Source organism: Ruegeria sp. YTSB088 (assembly GCF_059609825.1).
In genome coordinates this window covers 252,568-267,428 of the sequence record NZ_JBXWMM010000005.1, presented here as the reverse complement: position 1 = coordinate 267,428, position 14,861 = coordinate 252,568, and the positions used below count along the sequence as shown (strand labels likewise).

At 56.9% G+C, this 14,861-nt stretch carries 13 protein-coding genes; 8 read left to right on the top strand and 5 right to left on the bottom strand.

The window, feature by feature from the left end; all coding sequences use genetic code 11:
* Positions 1-8: 8 nt before the first annotated feature.
* Positions 9-1,121, bottom strand: a complete 1,113-nt coding sequence (locus AC2FFA_RS10505; RefSeq protein ID WP_496851633.1) for a Hint domain-containing protein — start codon at positions 1,119-1,121, stop codon at positions 9-11.
* Between the two features lie 325 nt (positions 1,122-1,446).
* Here AC2FFA_RS10505 and AC2FFA_RS10500 point away from each other — a divergent pair, with 325 nt between their 5' ends.
* Genes AC2FFA_RS10500 through AC2FFA_RS10475 form a run of 6 tightly spaced genes read left to right on the top strand, consistent with a single transcriptional unit; the run spans position 1,447 to position 6,864 of the window.
* Positions 1,447-1,896, top strand: coding sequence for a c-type cytochrome (locus AC2FFA_RS10500; protein WP_117873455.1), 450 nt, complete (start codon positions 1,447-1,449; stop codon positions 1,894-1,896).
* A gap of 16 nt (positions 1,897-1,912) precedes the next feature.
* Positions 1,913-3,280: a cbb3-type cytochrome c oxidase subunit I gene (locus AC2FFA_RS10495; protein ID WP_171169762.1), complete on the top strand. Its 1,368-nt coding sequence runs from the start codon at positions 1,913-1,915 to the stop codon at positions 3,278-3,280.
* Between the two features lie 5 nt (positions 3,281-3,285).
* Complete coding sequence (locus AC2FFA_RS10490) at positions 3,286-4,095, top strand: CbbQ/NirQ/NorQ/GpvN family protein (RefSeq protein WP_371415314.1); 810 nt, start codon at positions 3,286-3,288, stop codon at positions 4,093-4,095.
* 8 nt (positions 4,096-4,103) lie between these two features.
* Positions 4,104-6,026: a nitric oxide reductase activation protein NorD gene (locus AC2FFA_RS10485; RefSeq protein ID WP_496851630.1), complete on the top strand. Its 1,923-nt coding sequence runs from the start codon at positions 4,104-4,106 to the stop codon at positions 6,024-6,026.
* A complete protein-coding gene (locus AC2FFA_RS10480) occupies positions 6,023-6,571 on the top strand; it encodes a cytochrome c oxidase subunit 3 (protein ID WP_496670854.1) in 549 nt (182 codons plus the stop codon). The genes AC2FFA_RS10485 and AC2FFA_RS10480 overlap by 4 nt, the downstream gene beginning before the upstream one ends.
* 5 nt (positions 6,572-6,576) lie before the next feature.
* Positions 6,577-6,864 carry a cytochrome C oxidase subunit IV family protein gene (locus tag AC2FFA_RS10475; RefSeq protein WP_117873444.1) on the top strand — a complete coding sequence of 96 codons (288 nt, stop codon included), beginning with the start codon at positions 6,577-6,579 and terminating at the stop codon, positions 6,862-6,864.
* Positions 6,865-6,918: 54 nt separating this feature from the next.
* On the opposite strand, the gene hemA is transcribed toward AC2FFA_RS10475, so the two are convergent.
* Positions 6,919-8,142: a 5-aminolevulinate synthase gene (gene hemA / locus AC2FFA_RS10470; RefSeq protein WP_496683061.1), complete on the bottom strand. Its 1,224-nt coding sequence runs from the start codon at positions 8,140-8,142 to the stop codon at positions 6,919-6,921.
* A gap of 187 nt (positions 8,143-8,329) precedes the next feature.
* Between hemA and AC2FFA_RS10465 the strand changes: the two genes are divergently transcribed.
* On the top strand, positions 8,330-9,022 hold the full coding sequence (locus tag AC2FFA_RS10465) for a Crp/Fnr family transcriptional regulator (RefSeq protein WP_117873440.1): 693 nt from the start codon (positions 8,330-8,332) through the stop codon (positions 9,020-9,022).
* Between the two features lie 226 nt (positions 9,023-9,248).
* The gene (locus AC2FFA_RS10460) at positions 9,249-10,256 is read left to right on the top strand and encodes a D-cysteine desulfhydrase family protein (RefSeq protein WP_496851626.1); all 1,008 of its coding nucleotides are present in this window, start codon (positions 9,249-9,251) and stop codon (positions 10,254-10,256) included.
* A gap of 86 nt (positions 10,257-10,342) precedes the next feature.
* Here AC2FFA_RS10460 and AC2FFA_RS10455 read toward each other — a convergent pair whose 3' ends face one another.
* From AC2FFA_RS10455 to AC2FFA_RS10445, 3 genes are all read right to left on the bottom strand, one after another.
* Positions 10,343-13,663, bottom strand: a complete 3,321-nt coding sequence (locus tag AC2FFA_RS10455) for an ATP-binding protein (RefSeq protein ID WP_496851624.1) — start codon at positions 13,661-13,663, stop codon at positions 10,343-10,345.
* Positions 13,664-13,850: 187 nt separating this feature from the next.
* Positions 13,851-14,228 (bottom strand): VOC family protein, encoded by a 378-nt coding sequence (locus AC2FFA_RS10450; protein WP_496670844.1) that lies wholly within the window; start codon positions 14,226-14,228, stop codon positions 13,851-13,853.
* Between the two features lie 3 nt (positions 14,229-14,231).
* On the bottom strand, positions 14,232-14,780 hold the full coding sequence (locus AC2FFA_RS10445; RefSeq protein ID WP_496851621.1) for a thioredoxin family protein: 549 nt from the start codon (positions 14,778-14,780) through the stop codon (positions 14,232-14,234).
* Positions 14,781-14,861 lie beyond the last annotated feature (81 nt).

The following is a 14,861-nucleotide window of genomic DNA, read 5'->3' as shown; positions in this document are numbered from 1 at the left end:
GACTGAACTTATCTTCCAGCGATCAGAGGCCGCTCGTTTTTGATATGGCGACGGATCAGCGCACGGGCACGTTTCCCTTTATCCGGTATCCGTCGTGCGGCTGGCGGAACGTAATTGCGCTGACCCAATTCAGGGAACAGTTCAAGAATTTCTGACCGTGCGTCAGGGTGAACACTGGACAGGGTCTGCGCGCCGGTGAGCAGGCTTTCGGAAGGTGCGCCTTCTGCATAGATGATTTCATGACGGTCGAACAAAAGATGGACATAGGTCACCGCACAAGTGTCCTCGGCGACCGAAATGCCAGGAACGCCCACAAGAATGTGTGCAGGAACAAGAACTTCTTCGGCGTCGAACATTCTGACGGCAATCGGGGACCGGACCAGCATACGGTGTTGCGGTGACACGAACAGATCGCGCTGGGGCAACTGATCGCCCAGTGAACCGGCCTCGATCCGGATGGGCTTCAGCCTCAGACGGGTGCGAAGCGCCGCTTGGTCCAGATGTCGCGTGCCAATCCAACGTATGTGTTGCGGCCCATTGTCTGCGGTCAAAACGACATCGCCAACTTTCAGATCCTCGACTGGTGTTGGACCGGTCGGGGCCATGATCCGTGTTCCCGCCACAAAGCACGGTACATCGACAATCGCGGAGGGATCCGTAGTGTCAGGGGCGTTGGTCGGAGTAACGTTCGAAGCTTGGAATGTATAGGTCAGACCCGGAACCAGAGGCTCGGACGTGATGTAGCCAACCAATGTGCCTTCAACTTCGACCCGAAACACGTCAATCGTCCCGCCCGCTGGATTGGTCAGGGAGTAGGATTCTTCAAGGTAGATGTCTCCGTTGGCAAAAGTAGTCGATCCGTTCAGGTTGGTCACCACACCAGTTTGCGTGGCGTCGTCACCGTTTTCGTTATTGAAGCGGTCACCATTGAACACAGTGCCAGTATCGGGCAGAGGGTTCGCCCCGTTCAGGATCGTTCCGCCAGCTGCATCGGTGACATCAAATACACGACGGTCTGTTGCGGGATCGAAATTGGGGTCAAGCGTAATGAAGTCGGGGCCAAAATTAAAATCGACCGTAATGACCCCGGGGGCGTAACCAATATAGGAATAGTTTGCCATACTCGTACCTTTTAACCATTGGCGCTACCGAGGCACCGGAAATCTTACCCACAGTAAGGAAAGTGCGATGACTCTCCTTCCTTTCATACTGCTTGGCAAAAACTTGCGTCAATTTAAAGGCCATACAATGGAGAGAACACTCAAAAAGAAATGCTGTTCGCAAATTGATTGGCAGGTCTTTTTCTCCTGACGATCAGCGGGTCCAAATCGCTCAATTCTGAACCGTCCGGTTGATCTCGTGACAGGCCTTGACTTTCGTTAAGGCATCGCCGGCTCCCGCCCGGCATGTTGCTCTCACTAGCTAATCTGCGCAAAGGAGAGCGCGATGCGAGACGTCATGACAAAGAGCATGGCCCGCAATATTTTTTATGGCGGGTCACTGTTCTTCATTCTCATCTTTTTGGCCCTTTCGGCCCACTCCCACTGGTATATCGTCAATTCCGAAAATGCCGCGAAACTCGATGATAGTGTGGTTCGGGGTAAACATGTCTGGGAAAAACACGCCTGTGTGAACTGTCATTCGATTCTGGGTGAAGGGGCCTACTTTGCCCCCGAAGTCGGCAACGTGATGACACGCTGGGGCGTGCTGGACGACCCGGAATCAGCCTTTGAATCCCTTAAGGGCTGGATGGAAGCACAACCGACCGGCATTCCCGGTCGTCGACAAATGCCCAATTTCAACCTCAGCGACGAAGAAATCCGTGACCTGACCAACTTCCTGATCTGGACGGACAATATCGACGCACAGGGCTGGCCGCCCAACGAGGCAGGCTGAGAAAGGGAACGGAGCAATGAAATACGAATCCCAAAAAATCGCCTATGCCTACTTTGCGGTAGCCATGGCGTTGTTCGCGATACAGGTGATTGGCGGCCTTCTGGCCGGTTTCATCTATGTATTCCCCAATTTCCTGAGTGAGCTTCTGCCGTTCAACATCGTGCGGATGCTGCACACCAACTCTCTGATCGTCTGGCTTATTCTGGGCTTTTTCGGGGCCGCCTATTTCCTGATCCCGGAAGAGGCCGAGCGCGAGATACATTCGCCCAAGCTGGCTTACCTGCAGCTGATCATCCTTGTGGTCGGGACGTTGGGCGTGGTTGTGACCTACGTCTTCAACCTGTTCGAAGGCAACTGGCTGCTGGGCAAGGAGGGGCGCGAGTTCCTTGAGCAGCCCAAATGGGTCAAGGCCGGCATCGTCGTGGCCGCGCTGATCTTCCTTTACAACGTGTCGATGACAGTGCTGAAAGGTAAGAAAACCGCGATCACAAATATCCTGCTGCTGGGCCTTTGGGGTCTGGCGCTGCTATTCCTGTTTGCCTTCTACAACCCGGGCAACCTGTCGCTGGACAAGCAATACTGGTGGTATGTCGTCCACCTGTGGGTCGAAGGTGTGTGGGAGCTGATCATGGCCTCGATCCTGGCCTACCTGATGCTGAAGCTGACCGGTGTTGACCGTGAGGTGGTCGAAAAATGGCTCTATGTCATCGTCGCCGCCGCGCTGTTCTCGGGCATCCTCGGCACCGGCCACCACTACTACTGGATCGGTACGCCTGCATACTGGCAGTGGATCGGTTCGATCTTCTCAAGCCTCGAAGTGATCCCGTTCTTCGCGATGATGGCCTTTGCCTTCGTCATGGTTTGGAAGGGCCGCCGTGACCACCCCAACAAAGCCGCGCTTTTGTGGTCGCTTGGCTGTGCTACGCTTGCCTTCTTTGGTGCTGGGGTATGGGGCTTCCTGCACACGCTGCACGGGGTGAACTACTATACCCACGGCACGCAGATCACCGCCGCGCACGGTCACCTGGCCTTCTACGGTGCCTATGTCTGCCTCAACCTGGCGATCTTCAGCTATGCGATGCCGATCCTCAAGAACCGTGATCCCTATAATCAGGTTCTGAATATGGGTTCGTTCTGGCTGATGACCAGCGGTATGGTCTTCATGACCTTCGTCCTGACCTTCGGTGGAACCGTACAGACGCACATGCAGCGTGTGGTCGGTGACTACTTCATGGACGTGCAAGACCAAATTGCGATCTTCTACTGGATGCGTCTTGGCTCCGGTGTGGTCGTGGTTCTTGGAGCGTTGCTGTTCATCTACTCGATCTGGGTTCCCCGGAAAGAGGTCATTGAACCCGGCGCAGCCGAAACCCCTGCGGAGTGATGGATATGGATGGCTCCATGAACCTGAAAGAGGGGGCGGCAAACGCCCCCTTCTACCTCGCCCAAGGTGATGAATGCGATGTGTTCACCGCCGCCTACAACAACGACCTGCCGGTCTTGCTGAAAGGACCGACGGGCTGCGGCAAGACCCGGTTTGTAGCCCATATGGCTGCGAAACTTGGCCGCCCGCTCTATACCGTGGCGTGCCACGACGATCTCGCCGCCGCCGACCTGATCGGACGCTATTTACTGAAGGGCGGAGAAACCGTTTGGGTCGATGGCCCCCTGACCCGCGCGGTGCGCGAAGGCGCGATCTGCTATCTTGACGAGGTTGTCGAAGCCCGCAAGGACGTCACTGTTGTTCTGCACCCGCTGACCGACGACCGGCGCATCTTGCCGATCGACCGAACCGGCGAAGAACTTGAGGCCGCGCCCGGTTTCATGCTGGTGGCTTCGTACAACCCCGGCTACCAGAACATCCTGAAAACCCTCAAACCCTCGACCCGGCAACGGTTCATCTCGTTGGAATTCGACTTTCCCTCGCCCGAGTTGGAGGCCGAGGTGGTCGCGGAGGAAAGCGGCCTGCCGCTGGAACGCTGCAAGCCGCTGGTGCGGCTGGCGGGCAAGTTGCGGGGGCTCAAGGGTCAGGACCTCGAGGAAGGTGTATCCACCCGGCTGGTCGTCTATGCTGCGACGCTGATCGCGCAGGGCATGTCCACCGACCGCGCCATCCTTGCCGCCATGATCGAACCTCTCACCGATGACGAGGATATCAAACGCGGGCTCCTCGATCTTGTCACCGCCGTCTTTGGGTGAGGCCGGCGATGGTCAGGATCGACTTTGAGCCATGGGAACCCGAAGAAACGATCGGGAAACTGTGGCACACCCTTGCCAGCCGCCTCGATGCACCCCAGGTGCATGTAGGAGCCGCGGTCGACCTTTCTGAGGTCGCGGGGCGGCTGGCAGTCCTCTTTCGGGGGCTCGGGGGTAGTCCGGGCGTTGAATTGCGCCCGGTCTCACCCGAGGTTTCGCGTCACCGCCTGAGTTGGCGCCGCAAACTTGCAACCGAAGTGGAATTGATGTCGCGCGCCTCGTTTGATGGAGAGGTTTTGCGCCTGCCCGACCGTCTGGCCGTATTCCCGGCGCGCGAAGCTAATGGCGCGCTCTATGTCTGGTTGGCCGCCGCCGCTGCCCATGCCGGAACCCGAATTGATGAAGACGATCCACTGCTTGCCGACCTGCGTGCCTTGATTGCCGCTCGGCACATGGTCGAGGCGACTCTGGACGAAGCGCCTGGCTTGCGTCCGCTTTATACTGAGCTTTGCAAGGGCGTGCTGTATCAGCGCGACATCCCCAGTCTGCCGCCTGCCGAGGCTGCGGTCGAAGAACTGATCCGTCATATGCTGGGCGATCCCAAACCCTTGTCGGATCAGGCCGAGCAACTTCTGGCACTTGACGACGACCTGATCGCTCCGCGCGGCTATCAGCCGATGCGCCCGGTTCCCCTGTGGCCGGAATTGCGGGCAGTTGGGTTCTCGGAACACAACGAGGTTGAAAACCCCGATACTGAAGGCCCGCCAGAGGAATCCGGCGAAAAGACACACCGCGCCCGGCGCCGCAAATCAGATCAGGCCGAGCGCAGCGACAGTTTCATTCTGCACAAGTTCGAAGCCATCCTTAGCTGGGCCGAATTCCTGAATATCAACCGTCGCATCGATGACGACGATCCCGACAACGCCAAGAAGGCGGCTGACGATCAGGAAGAGATCGGTCTTGGCCAGATTTCAAAAGCGCCACCTACCAAGTTGAAGCTTCACCTTGATTTGGCGCCCGAGGACGTCAACCGCGAACGTCTGTCAGGTCGCATTCTATATCCCGAATGGGATGTGCGGACGGGTCAGTATCTGCCGGATCATGTGAACGTTCTGCTTTCGGATGCCGATATCCGCGACGATGCCGCCGAGTTTGGCAAGGATCCGGCAACTGCACGCCGCATTCGTGCCGTCAAGCGCCAATTCGAGGCGCTGCGCCCGGGGCGTGTGATGACGCGGGGCCATCTGGACGGAGACCAGCTGGATGTGGAAGCCGCCGTTCGGGCGCAGGTTGACCGCTGCGCAAATGGTGAAGGGACGGAACGCGTCTGGATGCAATCTCGTCCCGAGGCCCGTGATCTGGCGGTCTCGATCCTGCTGGACGTCAGCCGCTCGACTGAAAGCGCCGTCACTGGTCGCGCCGTGATCGATATCGAACGCGAGGCGCTGGCCGCATTGGCCTGGGGCCTGAACGCGTGTGGTGACGATTTCGCCATTCATGCGTTTAGTTCCCTCAAGCGTCAGCGCGTCTATGTGCAGTGTTGCAAACGGTTTGACGAGCAGATGGGAACCAAAGTTGAACAGCGCATCGCGTCGCTGCGCCCCGGACATTACACAAGGTTGGGCGCGGCAATCCGGCACTGTTCAGCAGACCTGGCAAGCCAGTCCCGCAAGCGCCGATTGCTGCTGGTCATAACGGACGGTAAACCAAACGATCTGGATCACTACGAGGGGCGCCACGGCATCGAAGACACCTGCATGGCCGTCCGTGAGGCGCGTCGCGCCGGACAGTCAGTGTTCGGCGTCACCATCGATAGAACAGGCAAAAGCTGGTTTCCGCGGATGTTCGGGCAGGGTGGTTTCGCGGTCATTCCTGATCCGCATCGCCTGACCATGGCGCTGCCGCAAATCTACCGCCAGTTGGTCGGCGCATGAGTGATGCCTCTCTGATCGACGAACTACCGGGCGAGTTCCTGATGTGGGTTCTCATCATTTCGGAGCTGCTGGTTTTTGGCGCGGGGATGATCGCCTTCCTGGGCGTGCGCCTGACCGATCCGGCTGGTTTTGCAGAGGCGCAGTCGCATCTGCATCGCACCGGCGCGGCATTGAACACAGCGGTTTTGGTGACATCTGGCTATCTGGCTGCACAGGCGTTGCAATGGAGGCGAAACATGCAGCGTTCGCTGGCCCGTTTGGCGTTGATCCTTGCCGCGCTTCTGGGTGTCGTGTTCCTGATCATTAAGGGTACGGAGTATGCCGACAAGGCGTCCCAGGGGATTGGTTACGAAACGCACCCATTCTTTCTGTTTTATTACTTGCTGACCGGCTTTCATGCTGCGCACGTACTAGCCGGGGTTGGAATTCTGTTGCTGGTGGCGTGGCGTGATGACCCTGGCAACATAGAAGCTGGCGCGCAATTCTGGCATATGGTCGACCTGATCTGGATCATGCTGTTCCCAGTGATCTATCTGCTGGGATAAAACAGATGGTCCAACCTTCATCTTTGGCCAAAAATTCTCGCCAGAGGTCGCTGAGCCCCCTGACCCAAGCGTGGCTTGGGCTGTTGGCCCTCAGCGCCGGATCTGCGCTGCTTACTCTGATTGGCGCGCCAACCGCAGTCATTGCTGGCGGTATCGTGTTGTTGGCGTTGATCAAAGCTCGCGTGATCCTGAAACACTACTTGGATTTGGAGAACAGCCAAAGCTGGCTGCGCGGGTTCACTATGGTACTGGTGGGTTTTTCCGCAGTGATTTTTGCGCTCTATCTGGTCTGAGACAAAAAAATGCCGCCCCGAGAGGCGGCAGTATTCAAGCAAAGGGGGCCTTGGTTACTGAGCGGCCTGTGGTATCCGCGCAATCTGACAGCGTTGCCACAGCGCCGACAAGGCACCAACCAGATGATCAATATCCTCATCCGTGTGAACCGGGGACGGCGTGATCCGTAAGCGTTCGGTTCCTTTAGGAACAGTGGGATAGTTGATCGGCTGGATGTAGATGCCGAATTCTTCAAGAAGCGTATCCGAGATAAACTTGCACTTCACCGGGTCTCCTACCATCACCGGGATGATATGGCTGGGGTTCGGCAGATGCGGAATTCCTTCTGCATCCAGACGGGCGCGCACCTGATCCACACGGGCTTTTTGCAGATCACGCTCTGCGCTTGACTGCTTCAGATGCCGGATAGATGCTGCAGCACCAGCTGCGATCGAAGGCGGCAAGGCAGTGGTGAAGATGAAGCCGCTGGCAAAGCTGCGAACGAAATCACACAGAGCTGCCGACGCTGCGATGTACCCACCAACCACGCCAAAGGCCTTGCCCAACGTACCTTCAATCACGGTCAGGCGATCCATCAGGCCCTCGCGCTCGGCAATGCCACCGCCGCGTGGGCCATAGAGGCCGACGGCGTGAACTTCGTCCAGATAGGTCATCGCGCCGTATTTGTCGGCCAGGTCGCAGATTTCCTTGATCGGCGCGATATCACCATCCATGGAATACACGGATTCAAAGGCGATCATCTTGGGCGCGTTCGGGTCTGCGGCGGCCAGCTTGGCCTCCAGGTCTTCAAGGTCGTTATGTTTCCAGATTACCTTCTGCGCCCGTGAGTGGCGGATGCCTTCGATCATCGAGGCATGGTTCAGCGCATCAGAGAAAACAATCAGACCGGGGATCTTCGCAGCCAGCGTCCCCAGAGCGGCCCAGTTTGACACGTAGCCCGAGGTGAACAGCAAAGCGGACTCTTTGTCGTGGAGGTCTGCCAATTCTGTCTCAAGCAAGACGTGGTCGTGCGTAGTGCCCGAAATATTCCGCGTCCCGCCTGCACCGGCACCACAACGCTCCAGCGCATCGTGCATGGCGTTGATGACCGATGCGTGTTGCCCCATACCCAAGTAGTCATTCGAGCACCAGATGCGTACATCCCGCTGGATTGCTCCATCGGTCTGGCGTGCATTCGGGAAAGCTCCGCGGCGTCGCTGCAAGTCGATGAAAACCCGATAGTTCCCTTCATCTTTCAAAGCGTCGAGGCTCTGGCTGAAAAATCGCTCGAAATCCATCTGACATGCTCCCCGGATAACTGGCTGTGAACCGACCCTAGGGCAGCGATGGGCGCCACGACATGACAATTGTCAAGTTGATCTTCAAGAAAAAGGCTGGCCCTGGCACGCCGGCTTTGGCATAGCAGGGCATTGGGGATGATTACCCGGGCCATCGCCCGGACTGGATGAAGAAGGGAGTGCCTTCATGCCACACGAGGCACAAAAGGCGATTGCGCGGCAGTCTCTGCTTCTGCGCAGCCTGCCGGATCAGCATGTGGATACTTTGCTGAGGCAGGCGATTTGGCGGCAGTATGACCGTGGCGAGACGATCTTTCTGCAAGAGGAAGAAGCCAAGGCTGTACACGTCGTGCTGGCCGGATGGGTCAAGCTGTTCCGTATCTCTCCGACCGGGGCGGAGGCGGTGGTGAGCGTTTTCACCCGTGGAGAAAGCTTTGGTGAGGCCGTTGCGCTGCGTAATGTGCCATATCCCGTTTCAGCCGAAGCCGTTTCAGCCTGTGAAGTGATGCACATCCCCAGCCCGGTGCTGTTGTCACTGATGAAGGAAGACCCGGAAATCGGGGTGTCAATTCTGGCTGCCACGTTCACGCATCTGCATGCTCTGGTGTCCCAGCTGGAGCAATTGAAGGCGCAGACCGGGGCGCAACGTGTTGCAGAGTTTCTGTTGAACCTGTGCGATCGGGATTCCGGTCAGTGCGAGGTGGAACTGCCTTACGACAAGATGCTGATCGCCGGACGTCTGGGAATGAAGCCTGAAAGCCTGAGCCGCGCGTTTTCGCGATTGAAACCTGTTGGTGTCAAGATCGACAGGAACCACGCGGATATCGCTGACATGGATGACTTGCGGAACTACGCTGAAAGCGATCCGAGTGAGAAGTGAATTTCCACCGGCGGCCAAGTCCATCGAAATTGTAGTTTCGCGGAATACATAGGATCCAAAGCTGGCACCGTTCAAATGGGGGCTTCTCAGTCAAGCGCTTTTGCGCGCGATCAGCCTTTTGGCTTGATCAGTTGTCTTCCGCGCTGGCAGTGTCCTCTTTATCTTTGTCAGCAGTGCCACCCATCGGCACGAGTCGCTTGCATGAATATGAAGGGGCACAGGGTTTATGATTGACGAGGCGCTTTCAAGCTTTCCCCGCGCGAAGTTGATGACATCGGTCACCCCGGTAGAACGGCTTGAGCGTCTTTCTGACCAACTGGGGCTGGATCTGTGGATCAAACGAGACGACCTGACCGGACTCAGCTTCGGTGGCAACAAGACCCGTCAGCTGGAATTTTATTTGGGTGAGGCACTTCAGCAGAGGGCCGACACCATCCTGATCACGGGCGCGGTTCAATCCAATTTTGTACGCACGGCAGCCGCAGCCTCAGCAAAACTGGGAATGTCATCCATCCTTCAACTGGAAGAACGTGTGGCGAATATGGGAGAATGCTACCATCGATCCGGAAATGTTCTTCTGGCCCAGCTTCTGGGGGCCGAACATATGAGCTACCCCAGGGGTGAGGACGAGGCAGGTGCCGACAACGCTCTTCACGAACGCGCCGACCAACTGGTTGCTGAGGGGCGAAAACCGTATGTGATCCATCTGGGCGTCGATCACCCTCCGTTGGGGGCGTTGGGTTATGTGGCAGGGGCAGCCGAGTTGCATGCGCAGATCAGCGATTTCGACGCAGCGGTCGTGCCGTCTGGCAGCGGGTCTACCCATGGGGGGTTCCTGGCCGGATTGCGTTTGGTCGGGCAGTCTGCACCTGTTTACGGCATATGCGTTCGCCGCGATCAGAACCAGCAGAAAGCGCGTCTGCAAAAGGTCTTGGGGCGATTGGCAACCATGATGGGTTTCGACCCTGTTTTGGTTACGGGAGACATCTATACTTGGGACGGCGCCCTGGCACCTGGATATGGGCGGATTGGTCGGGCAGCCCGCGAAGCACTGACCCTCATGGCGCGCGCTGAGGGTATCCTTCTGGATCCCGTTTATTCTGCCAAAACCTTTGCAGGGCTTTTAGGGTTGCTTGAACAAGGTGTCATCCGCAAAGGCCAGAAAGTAGTTCTGCTGCACACAGGCGGCCAACCGGCGTTGTTTGGATATCAGGATGAGTTGCAATCGAGTTGATGCAACTACCTGTTGAGCCCCCTTACTTTCAGGGCGATGGGATGGACGGAAGGTTATTGCCCGTCGAAAAGGCCGACAAAGGTTATCTACGATAGTTTCACTTGATCGAGCAAAGACATGGCCTGCGCAACATCGCGGGTCTGTGCGCCACCGACAATCTTTCCCAGTATCTCTCGAAGATCAGGGGGCGAGGCCGGTGTGCAGTCAAAGTGGCCGCAAGTTTGTACGTAATCCACGGCTGTTCGCAGTTCGAACATCCTTGCCTGCTGTTCGCGTGCGGTTTTCAGAGCGTCCATGAACAGATCGTCAGCCGCATTGTCCGTGGACCGCACCAACGCCTGTATCCGATCTGTTTCCGCTTGAGCCCACCCTTCATGGGTCAGTACCTGCTGTTCACGTGCTTCATCCAGCAGGCGCTGCGCTGCCATCGGTTCGCCCGCTGTCAATGACGCTTCGGCAAGGGCCGTCAGGAACACCGGCTTGTAGTTTCCAGCCCCGCTGGCCCACCAGGCTTCGGACGCCTCACGCATAGCACAGATCGTTTCTGGGCCAGGCGTGATCTGCGCGTCTGCCCAGCAACGCCAGACATTCACCGTCAATTTCATGAAGGGGAAGGTGTGTTTGGTTGCCAGTTCTTCAAGGCGAGCGGCAACGTCGTAAACTTGTTCCGGTTCACGCCGCATCAGGTGCAGCATACACAGATACGTCAGGGTCTGGGCCAGACTATGCGCGTGATCCAGTTCCTGTGCGGTTGCGACTGCCTGATGCTGGATCTCAAGTGCGCGATCAGGTTCCCCGCGCAACCAGACTGTTATGCTTAAAAAGCACGATGTAATGGCAGCATGATCCGTTCCATAGACATAGGCAAGGCGGCTGTGCTGCTGAGGATCATACAAATGCAATGCCTGCCGTAGGTGATCATAGGCGGTGTCCTGGTGCCCGATATGCAACAAGACGGCACCCATGGCCCGGTGGGCAATCATCGTGTGGTGCGTTTCTTCGGTCAGATTGGCCAGTTCCAGTAACTGCGCCGCGACGTCCTTGGCAAGGTCGTATTCACCGCGGACCAGATGATACGCATAGAGTCCGTTGAGCACGGGAAACAATTGTTCGGTTTCGCCCAGCCGATTACACAAGTCGCGGATCCGGGCATATACCGCCCCCGTTTCGTCGGCTGCGATGCCAGCGGTCGAGCGAAGAACGCCAGCCCGCAACGTTTGTATTTTGGTTTCCTTGCGGTCGCGGTCAACCGAGTCATCCTGCTGTTCCAGCAACGCGATGGCACGACCCAGCTGAGTGGCCGCTTCGATCCCGGCCGAGCGTTCAACGGCACGTTGTCCGGCCTGATACCATTGTTCAATCGCTTCATTCGGCATATCTGCCATCGTGTAGTGATGAGCCAGAATTTCCGGTTCGGCGAAACTGTCATGCAATGACGAAGAGTTCAGTGCTTCGACCACACGAGCGTGAAGCGTTCTCCTCTCCCGTTTCAGCAGGCTGTTGTATGCGGTGTCGCGAATGAGAGCGTGGCGGTAACTGAACGTTTCCTCGGGCTCTGAAGCTGAGACAATCACGATCCCGGCATCCACCAGCGAATCCAGGCCGGAACGTAACGCCCGTTCATTAAAACGGGAAACGCTTGCAATCATCGGATAAGAGAATTGCGGGCCAATGACAGCACCAATCTGTGCGACTTCCTTGGCTGAGCTCAGTCGGTCAAGGCGTGCCATCAACGCGTCGTGCAGTGTTTTCGGTACTGGAGGCGATGGCGTGGACCGGTCCATCGTATAGGCATCAGCACGTTCAGTCAGAAGATCGGATTCCAGCAAATCCTTTGTCACCTCTTCCACGAAAAGCGGGACACCGTTGGATCTGGCGGCGATCAGATGGTAAACTTCGTCCGGGACGGTTTTGCCTTTGGCAATATCGTTCACGATCTCTTTGACCTGCACGAAGTCCAGTTGTTGGAGCGCGACGTGCATCAGGTTGTGTGATTGTGGCCAGCCCGGATCAAAGCCCGTACGATAACTCATTACCATCAGCAGGCGCGCGTCCCCAATCCGGTTCACAAGCCGGTCAAGCATTGTCTTTGTCGTTGGGTCGATCCAATGCGCATCTTCAAACAGCAAAAGGGTCGGGGTTTCCTGCGCCGAGTTGAAAATATGATTGACCAGCATTTCCAGCGTCTGCTTCATGATCTGCTCAGGGGTCAGATCCAGCGGGCCAAGCCTGTCTTCAAATGGGACCGACAATAGTGTCGCAGCCAGTTTCAGTGACCCTTCAGAAGGATCGCCCAGGATGCTGGAAATCTTTTCCAACTTTTCGTCCGCACCGTCATTAGCCCGAACTTCGGCTGCATTTTCAAGCTGGCGAATGATCGGGTACAGCGCACTTGCATCATGGAAGGGTGAACACTGAAAGCGTAGCTGCTGATGGTCTGGACCCGGGATCTTGCGGCGAAGCTCTTCGATCAGCCTGGACTTTCCTATACCCGCCTCGCCCGAGACCGACACCACCTGACCATGGCCCTGGCGGGCCAGCCTCCACTTGCTTTGAAGGGTTTCGTGCTCCTGCGTGCGCCCGACCAATGAACTCATCCGGGTGTCGTCTGCCGCAAGGAAGCGGCTGACAGTCTGGCGCGTGCCGGTGACCTGCCAAGCTTCGACCTCTTTGGCAAAGCCTTTCAATTGAAAAGTGCCACGGCGCACGTATTCGAAAGCTTCACCCGCCAGTTCCTGGGTCGTCGGCGCCACAATCATTGTACCCGGATCAGCCATCGATTGAAGCCGTGCGGCCAGGTTCGGGGTCTCGCCCATGGCCGTGCCGTCTTCGAACATCTTCTCTCCCCGCAGGTCACCGACGACAACCAGGCCGGTCGCGATCCCGATGCGGACTTCAAGATGTGCATGCGTGCGGATTTCCGGAATTTCGCGAATAATTCGAAGACCTGCATGAATGGCACGTTCCGGATCGTCTTCATGCGCATGCGGAAAACCAAAAAACACCATGATGCCATCGCCATAGTAACTAGCGATATGACCATCAAATGCCGCAACTGCAGCAGCGCAGGTTTCCTTGAAGAGTCTCAGAACTTCGGCCAGATCTTCGGGGTCCAGCTTCTGCGATATAGCCGTCGACCCAACAAGATCGATAAACATGACCGTCAGCTGTCTACGCTCGGCAACGATGTTGGGTACCTGACTTGCGCGTTGTGTTGCTGCGGGCCCTTGGTTTTCTTCCCGCATGGCTTTCAGAAAGCGGCGCCTGGGTCCTAGGGGCAGGCCAATTGTGACAAGGTCATCGTCACTTAGTTCCGACAGATCGCCCAGCTCGATCTCGTGCCTTGAAAAGGCATCGACATATTTGGACAAGCCGTGTCTGGCCAGCCAAGCCTTAGTATCAGTCATTCGACTGCCATGCATGTCGGCGGTGGCGCGATGCCATGCAGTCCCCATTTCTTTTTAGCCAGTACAATTTACCCGGGAGTAGTCGGGAGAAATCTAACCCTATCAAGGACGACCCAGCAATTCGGGTCAAGTCTTCAAATTGAGAGAGAAACTGTTTACTGGCCAAAAATATCGGCGACTTTCGCCCTTATTCGTCAGCCGGAAAATCGATGTGGACATGATTGCCGTCCGGATCCCAGACATTCAACTGCACTATATTGACTGCCGTCAGAACCGCACGGCGATAGAGAACATCGTTTACTTTGAGGTGAGCTTCGAAACTGTCCAACCCGTTTGCCGAAAAGGCGAAATGCTCGAGCTTCAGCTCGGCCTCCGATCCCGCGGCTTCGATCTCGACACCAACAAGATGCACGTAAGCGTGTCCACCGACATAAAGCCAGGCTCCGGGAAAGGGGAAGGGCGGGCGTGGGCCGACCTGCATCCCCAGCACTTTTCTGTACCATTCGATCATCTCCTCCAAACGTGTAGTGCGCAGGTTGACATGATCCAGCGTAGCGATCCCCATGACCTAGCCTCGCGTCCATTTGATCGAACACCCCATTGACGGACTCTGATGCCGGGGACCTTGCCCGGTCTGTGCAATCTGCAGCATGGCATTGACCAGCTCCGGTTCGCGCTCGCCTGTCTGGCTGCGGCCCAGATTGTCCAGACGGCCACGGTATTGCAGTCTTCCATCCGCATTCAGCCCAAAGAAATCGGGTGTGCAAACAGCACCATAGGCCTTTCCTATGGTTTGACCTTCGTCTACGAGATAGGGAAAGTTGAACCCATTTTCCCTCGCGAATTCCAGCATTTTCTGCGGTGCATCTTCGGGATACTCCCGATAGTCGTTTGACATGACCGCCAATACCCCAATCCCTTTCGACATCAACAGGCCCGTGTCCTGTGCAAGCCGGTCAGTGATCGTTTTAACATAAGGGCAGTGGTTGCAGATGAAGGCGATCAGCAATCCGTTTTGCAGGTGATCGGACATGGTGAAAGAATGACCATTCGGGTCCCTGAGCGTGAAATCCGGGGCCTGCCAGCCGAAATCGCAGATAGGAGTGTCGAGCAGCATGAAAACCTTTTTTGTGACCTTTTGACGTGTTCCCGCCAGCTTAGCTGACAGGAACCGATAAGTAGAGCGTGATTTCCGGCG

Excerpts from the sequence above, each read along its gene's own strand:
- AC2FFA_RS10505 (WP_496851633.1), bottom strand. The coding sequence starts at position 1,121 with ATGGCAAACTATTCCTATATTGGTTACGCCCCCGGGGTCATTACGGTC.
- AC2FFA_RS10500 (WP_117873455.1), top strand. The coding sequence starts at position 1,447 with ATGCGAGACGTCATGACAAAGAGCATGGCCCGCAATATTTTTTATGGC.
- AC2FFA_RS10495 (WP_171169762.1), top strand. The coding sequence starts at position 1,913 with ATGAAATACGAATCCCAAAAAATCGCCTATGCCTACTTTGCGGTAGCC.
- AC2FFA_RS10490 (WP_371415314.1), top strand. The coding sequence starts at position 3,286 with ATGGATGGCTCCATGAACCTGAAAGAGGGGGCGGCAAACGCCCCCTTC.
- AC2FFA_RS10485 (WP_496851630.1), top strand. The coding sequence starts at position 4,104 with ATGGTCAGGATCGACTTTGAGCCATGGGAACCCGAAGAAACGATCGGG.
- AC2FFA_RS10480 (WP_496670854.1), top strand. The coding sequence starts at position 6,023 with ATGAGTGATGCCTCTCTGATCGACGAACTACCGGGCGAGTTCCTGATG.
- AC2FFA_RS10475 (WP_117873444.1), top strand. The coding sequence starts at position 6,577 with ATGGTCCAACCTTCATCTTTGGCCAAAAATTCTCGCCAGAGGTCGCTG.
- hemA (WP_496683061.1), bottom strand. The coding sequence starts at position 8,142 with ATGGATTTCGAGCGATTTTTCAGCCAGAGCCTCGACGCTTTGAAAGAT.
- AC2FFA_RS10465 (WP_117873440.1), top strand. The coding sequence starts at position 8,330 with ATGCCACACGAGGCACAAAAGGCGATTGCGCGGCAGTCTCTGCTTCTG.
- AC2FFA_RS10460 (WP_496851626.1), top strand. The coding sequence starts at position 9,249 with ATGATTGACGAGGCGCTTTCAAGCTTTCCCCGCGCGAAGTTGATGACA.
- AC2FFA_RS10455 (WP_496851624.1), bottom strand. The coding sequence starts at position 13,663 with ATGACTGATACTAAGGCTTGGCTGGCCAGACACGGCTTGTCCAAATAT.
- AC2FFA_RS10450 (WP_496670844.1), bottom strand. The coding sequence starts at position 14,228 with ATGGGGATCGCTACGCTGGATCATGTCAACCTGCGCACTACACGTTTG.
- AC2FFA_RS10445 (WP_496851621.1), bottom strand. The coding sequence starts at position 14,780 with ATGCTGCTCGACACTCCTATCTGCGATTTCGGCTGGCAGGCCCCGGAT.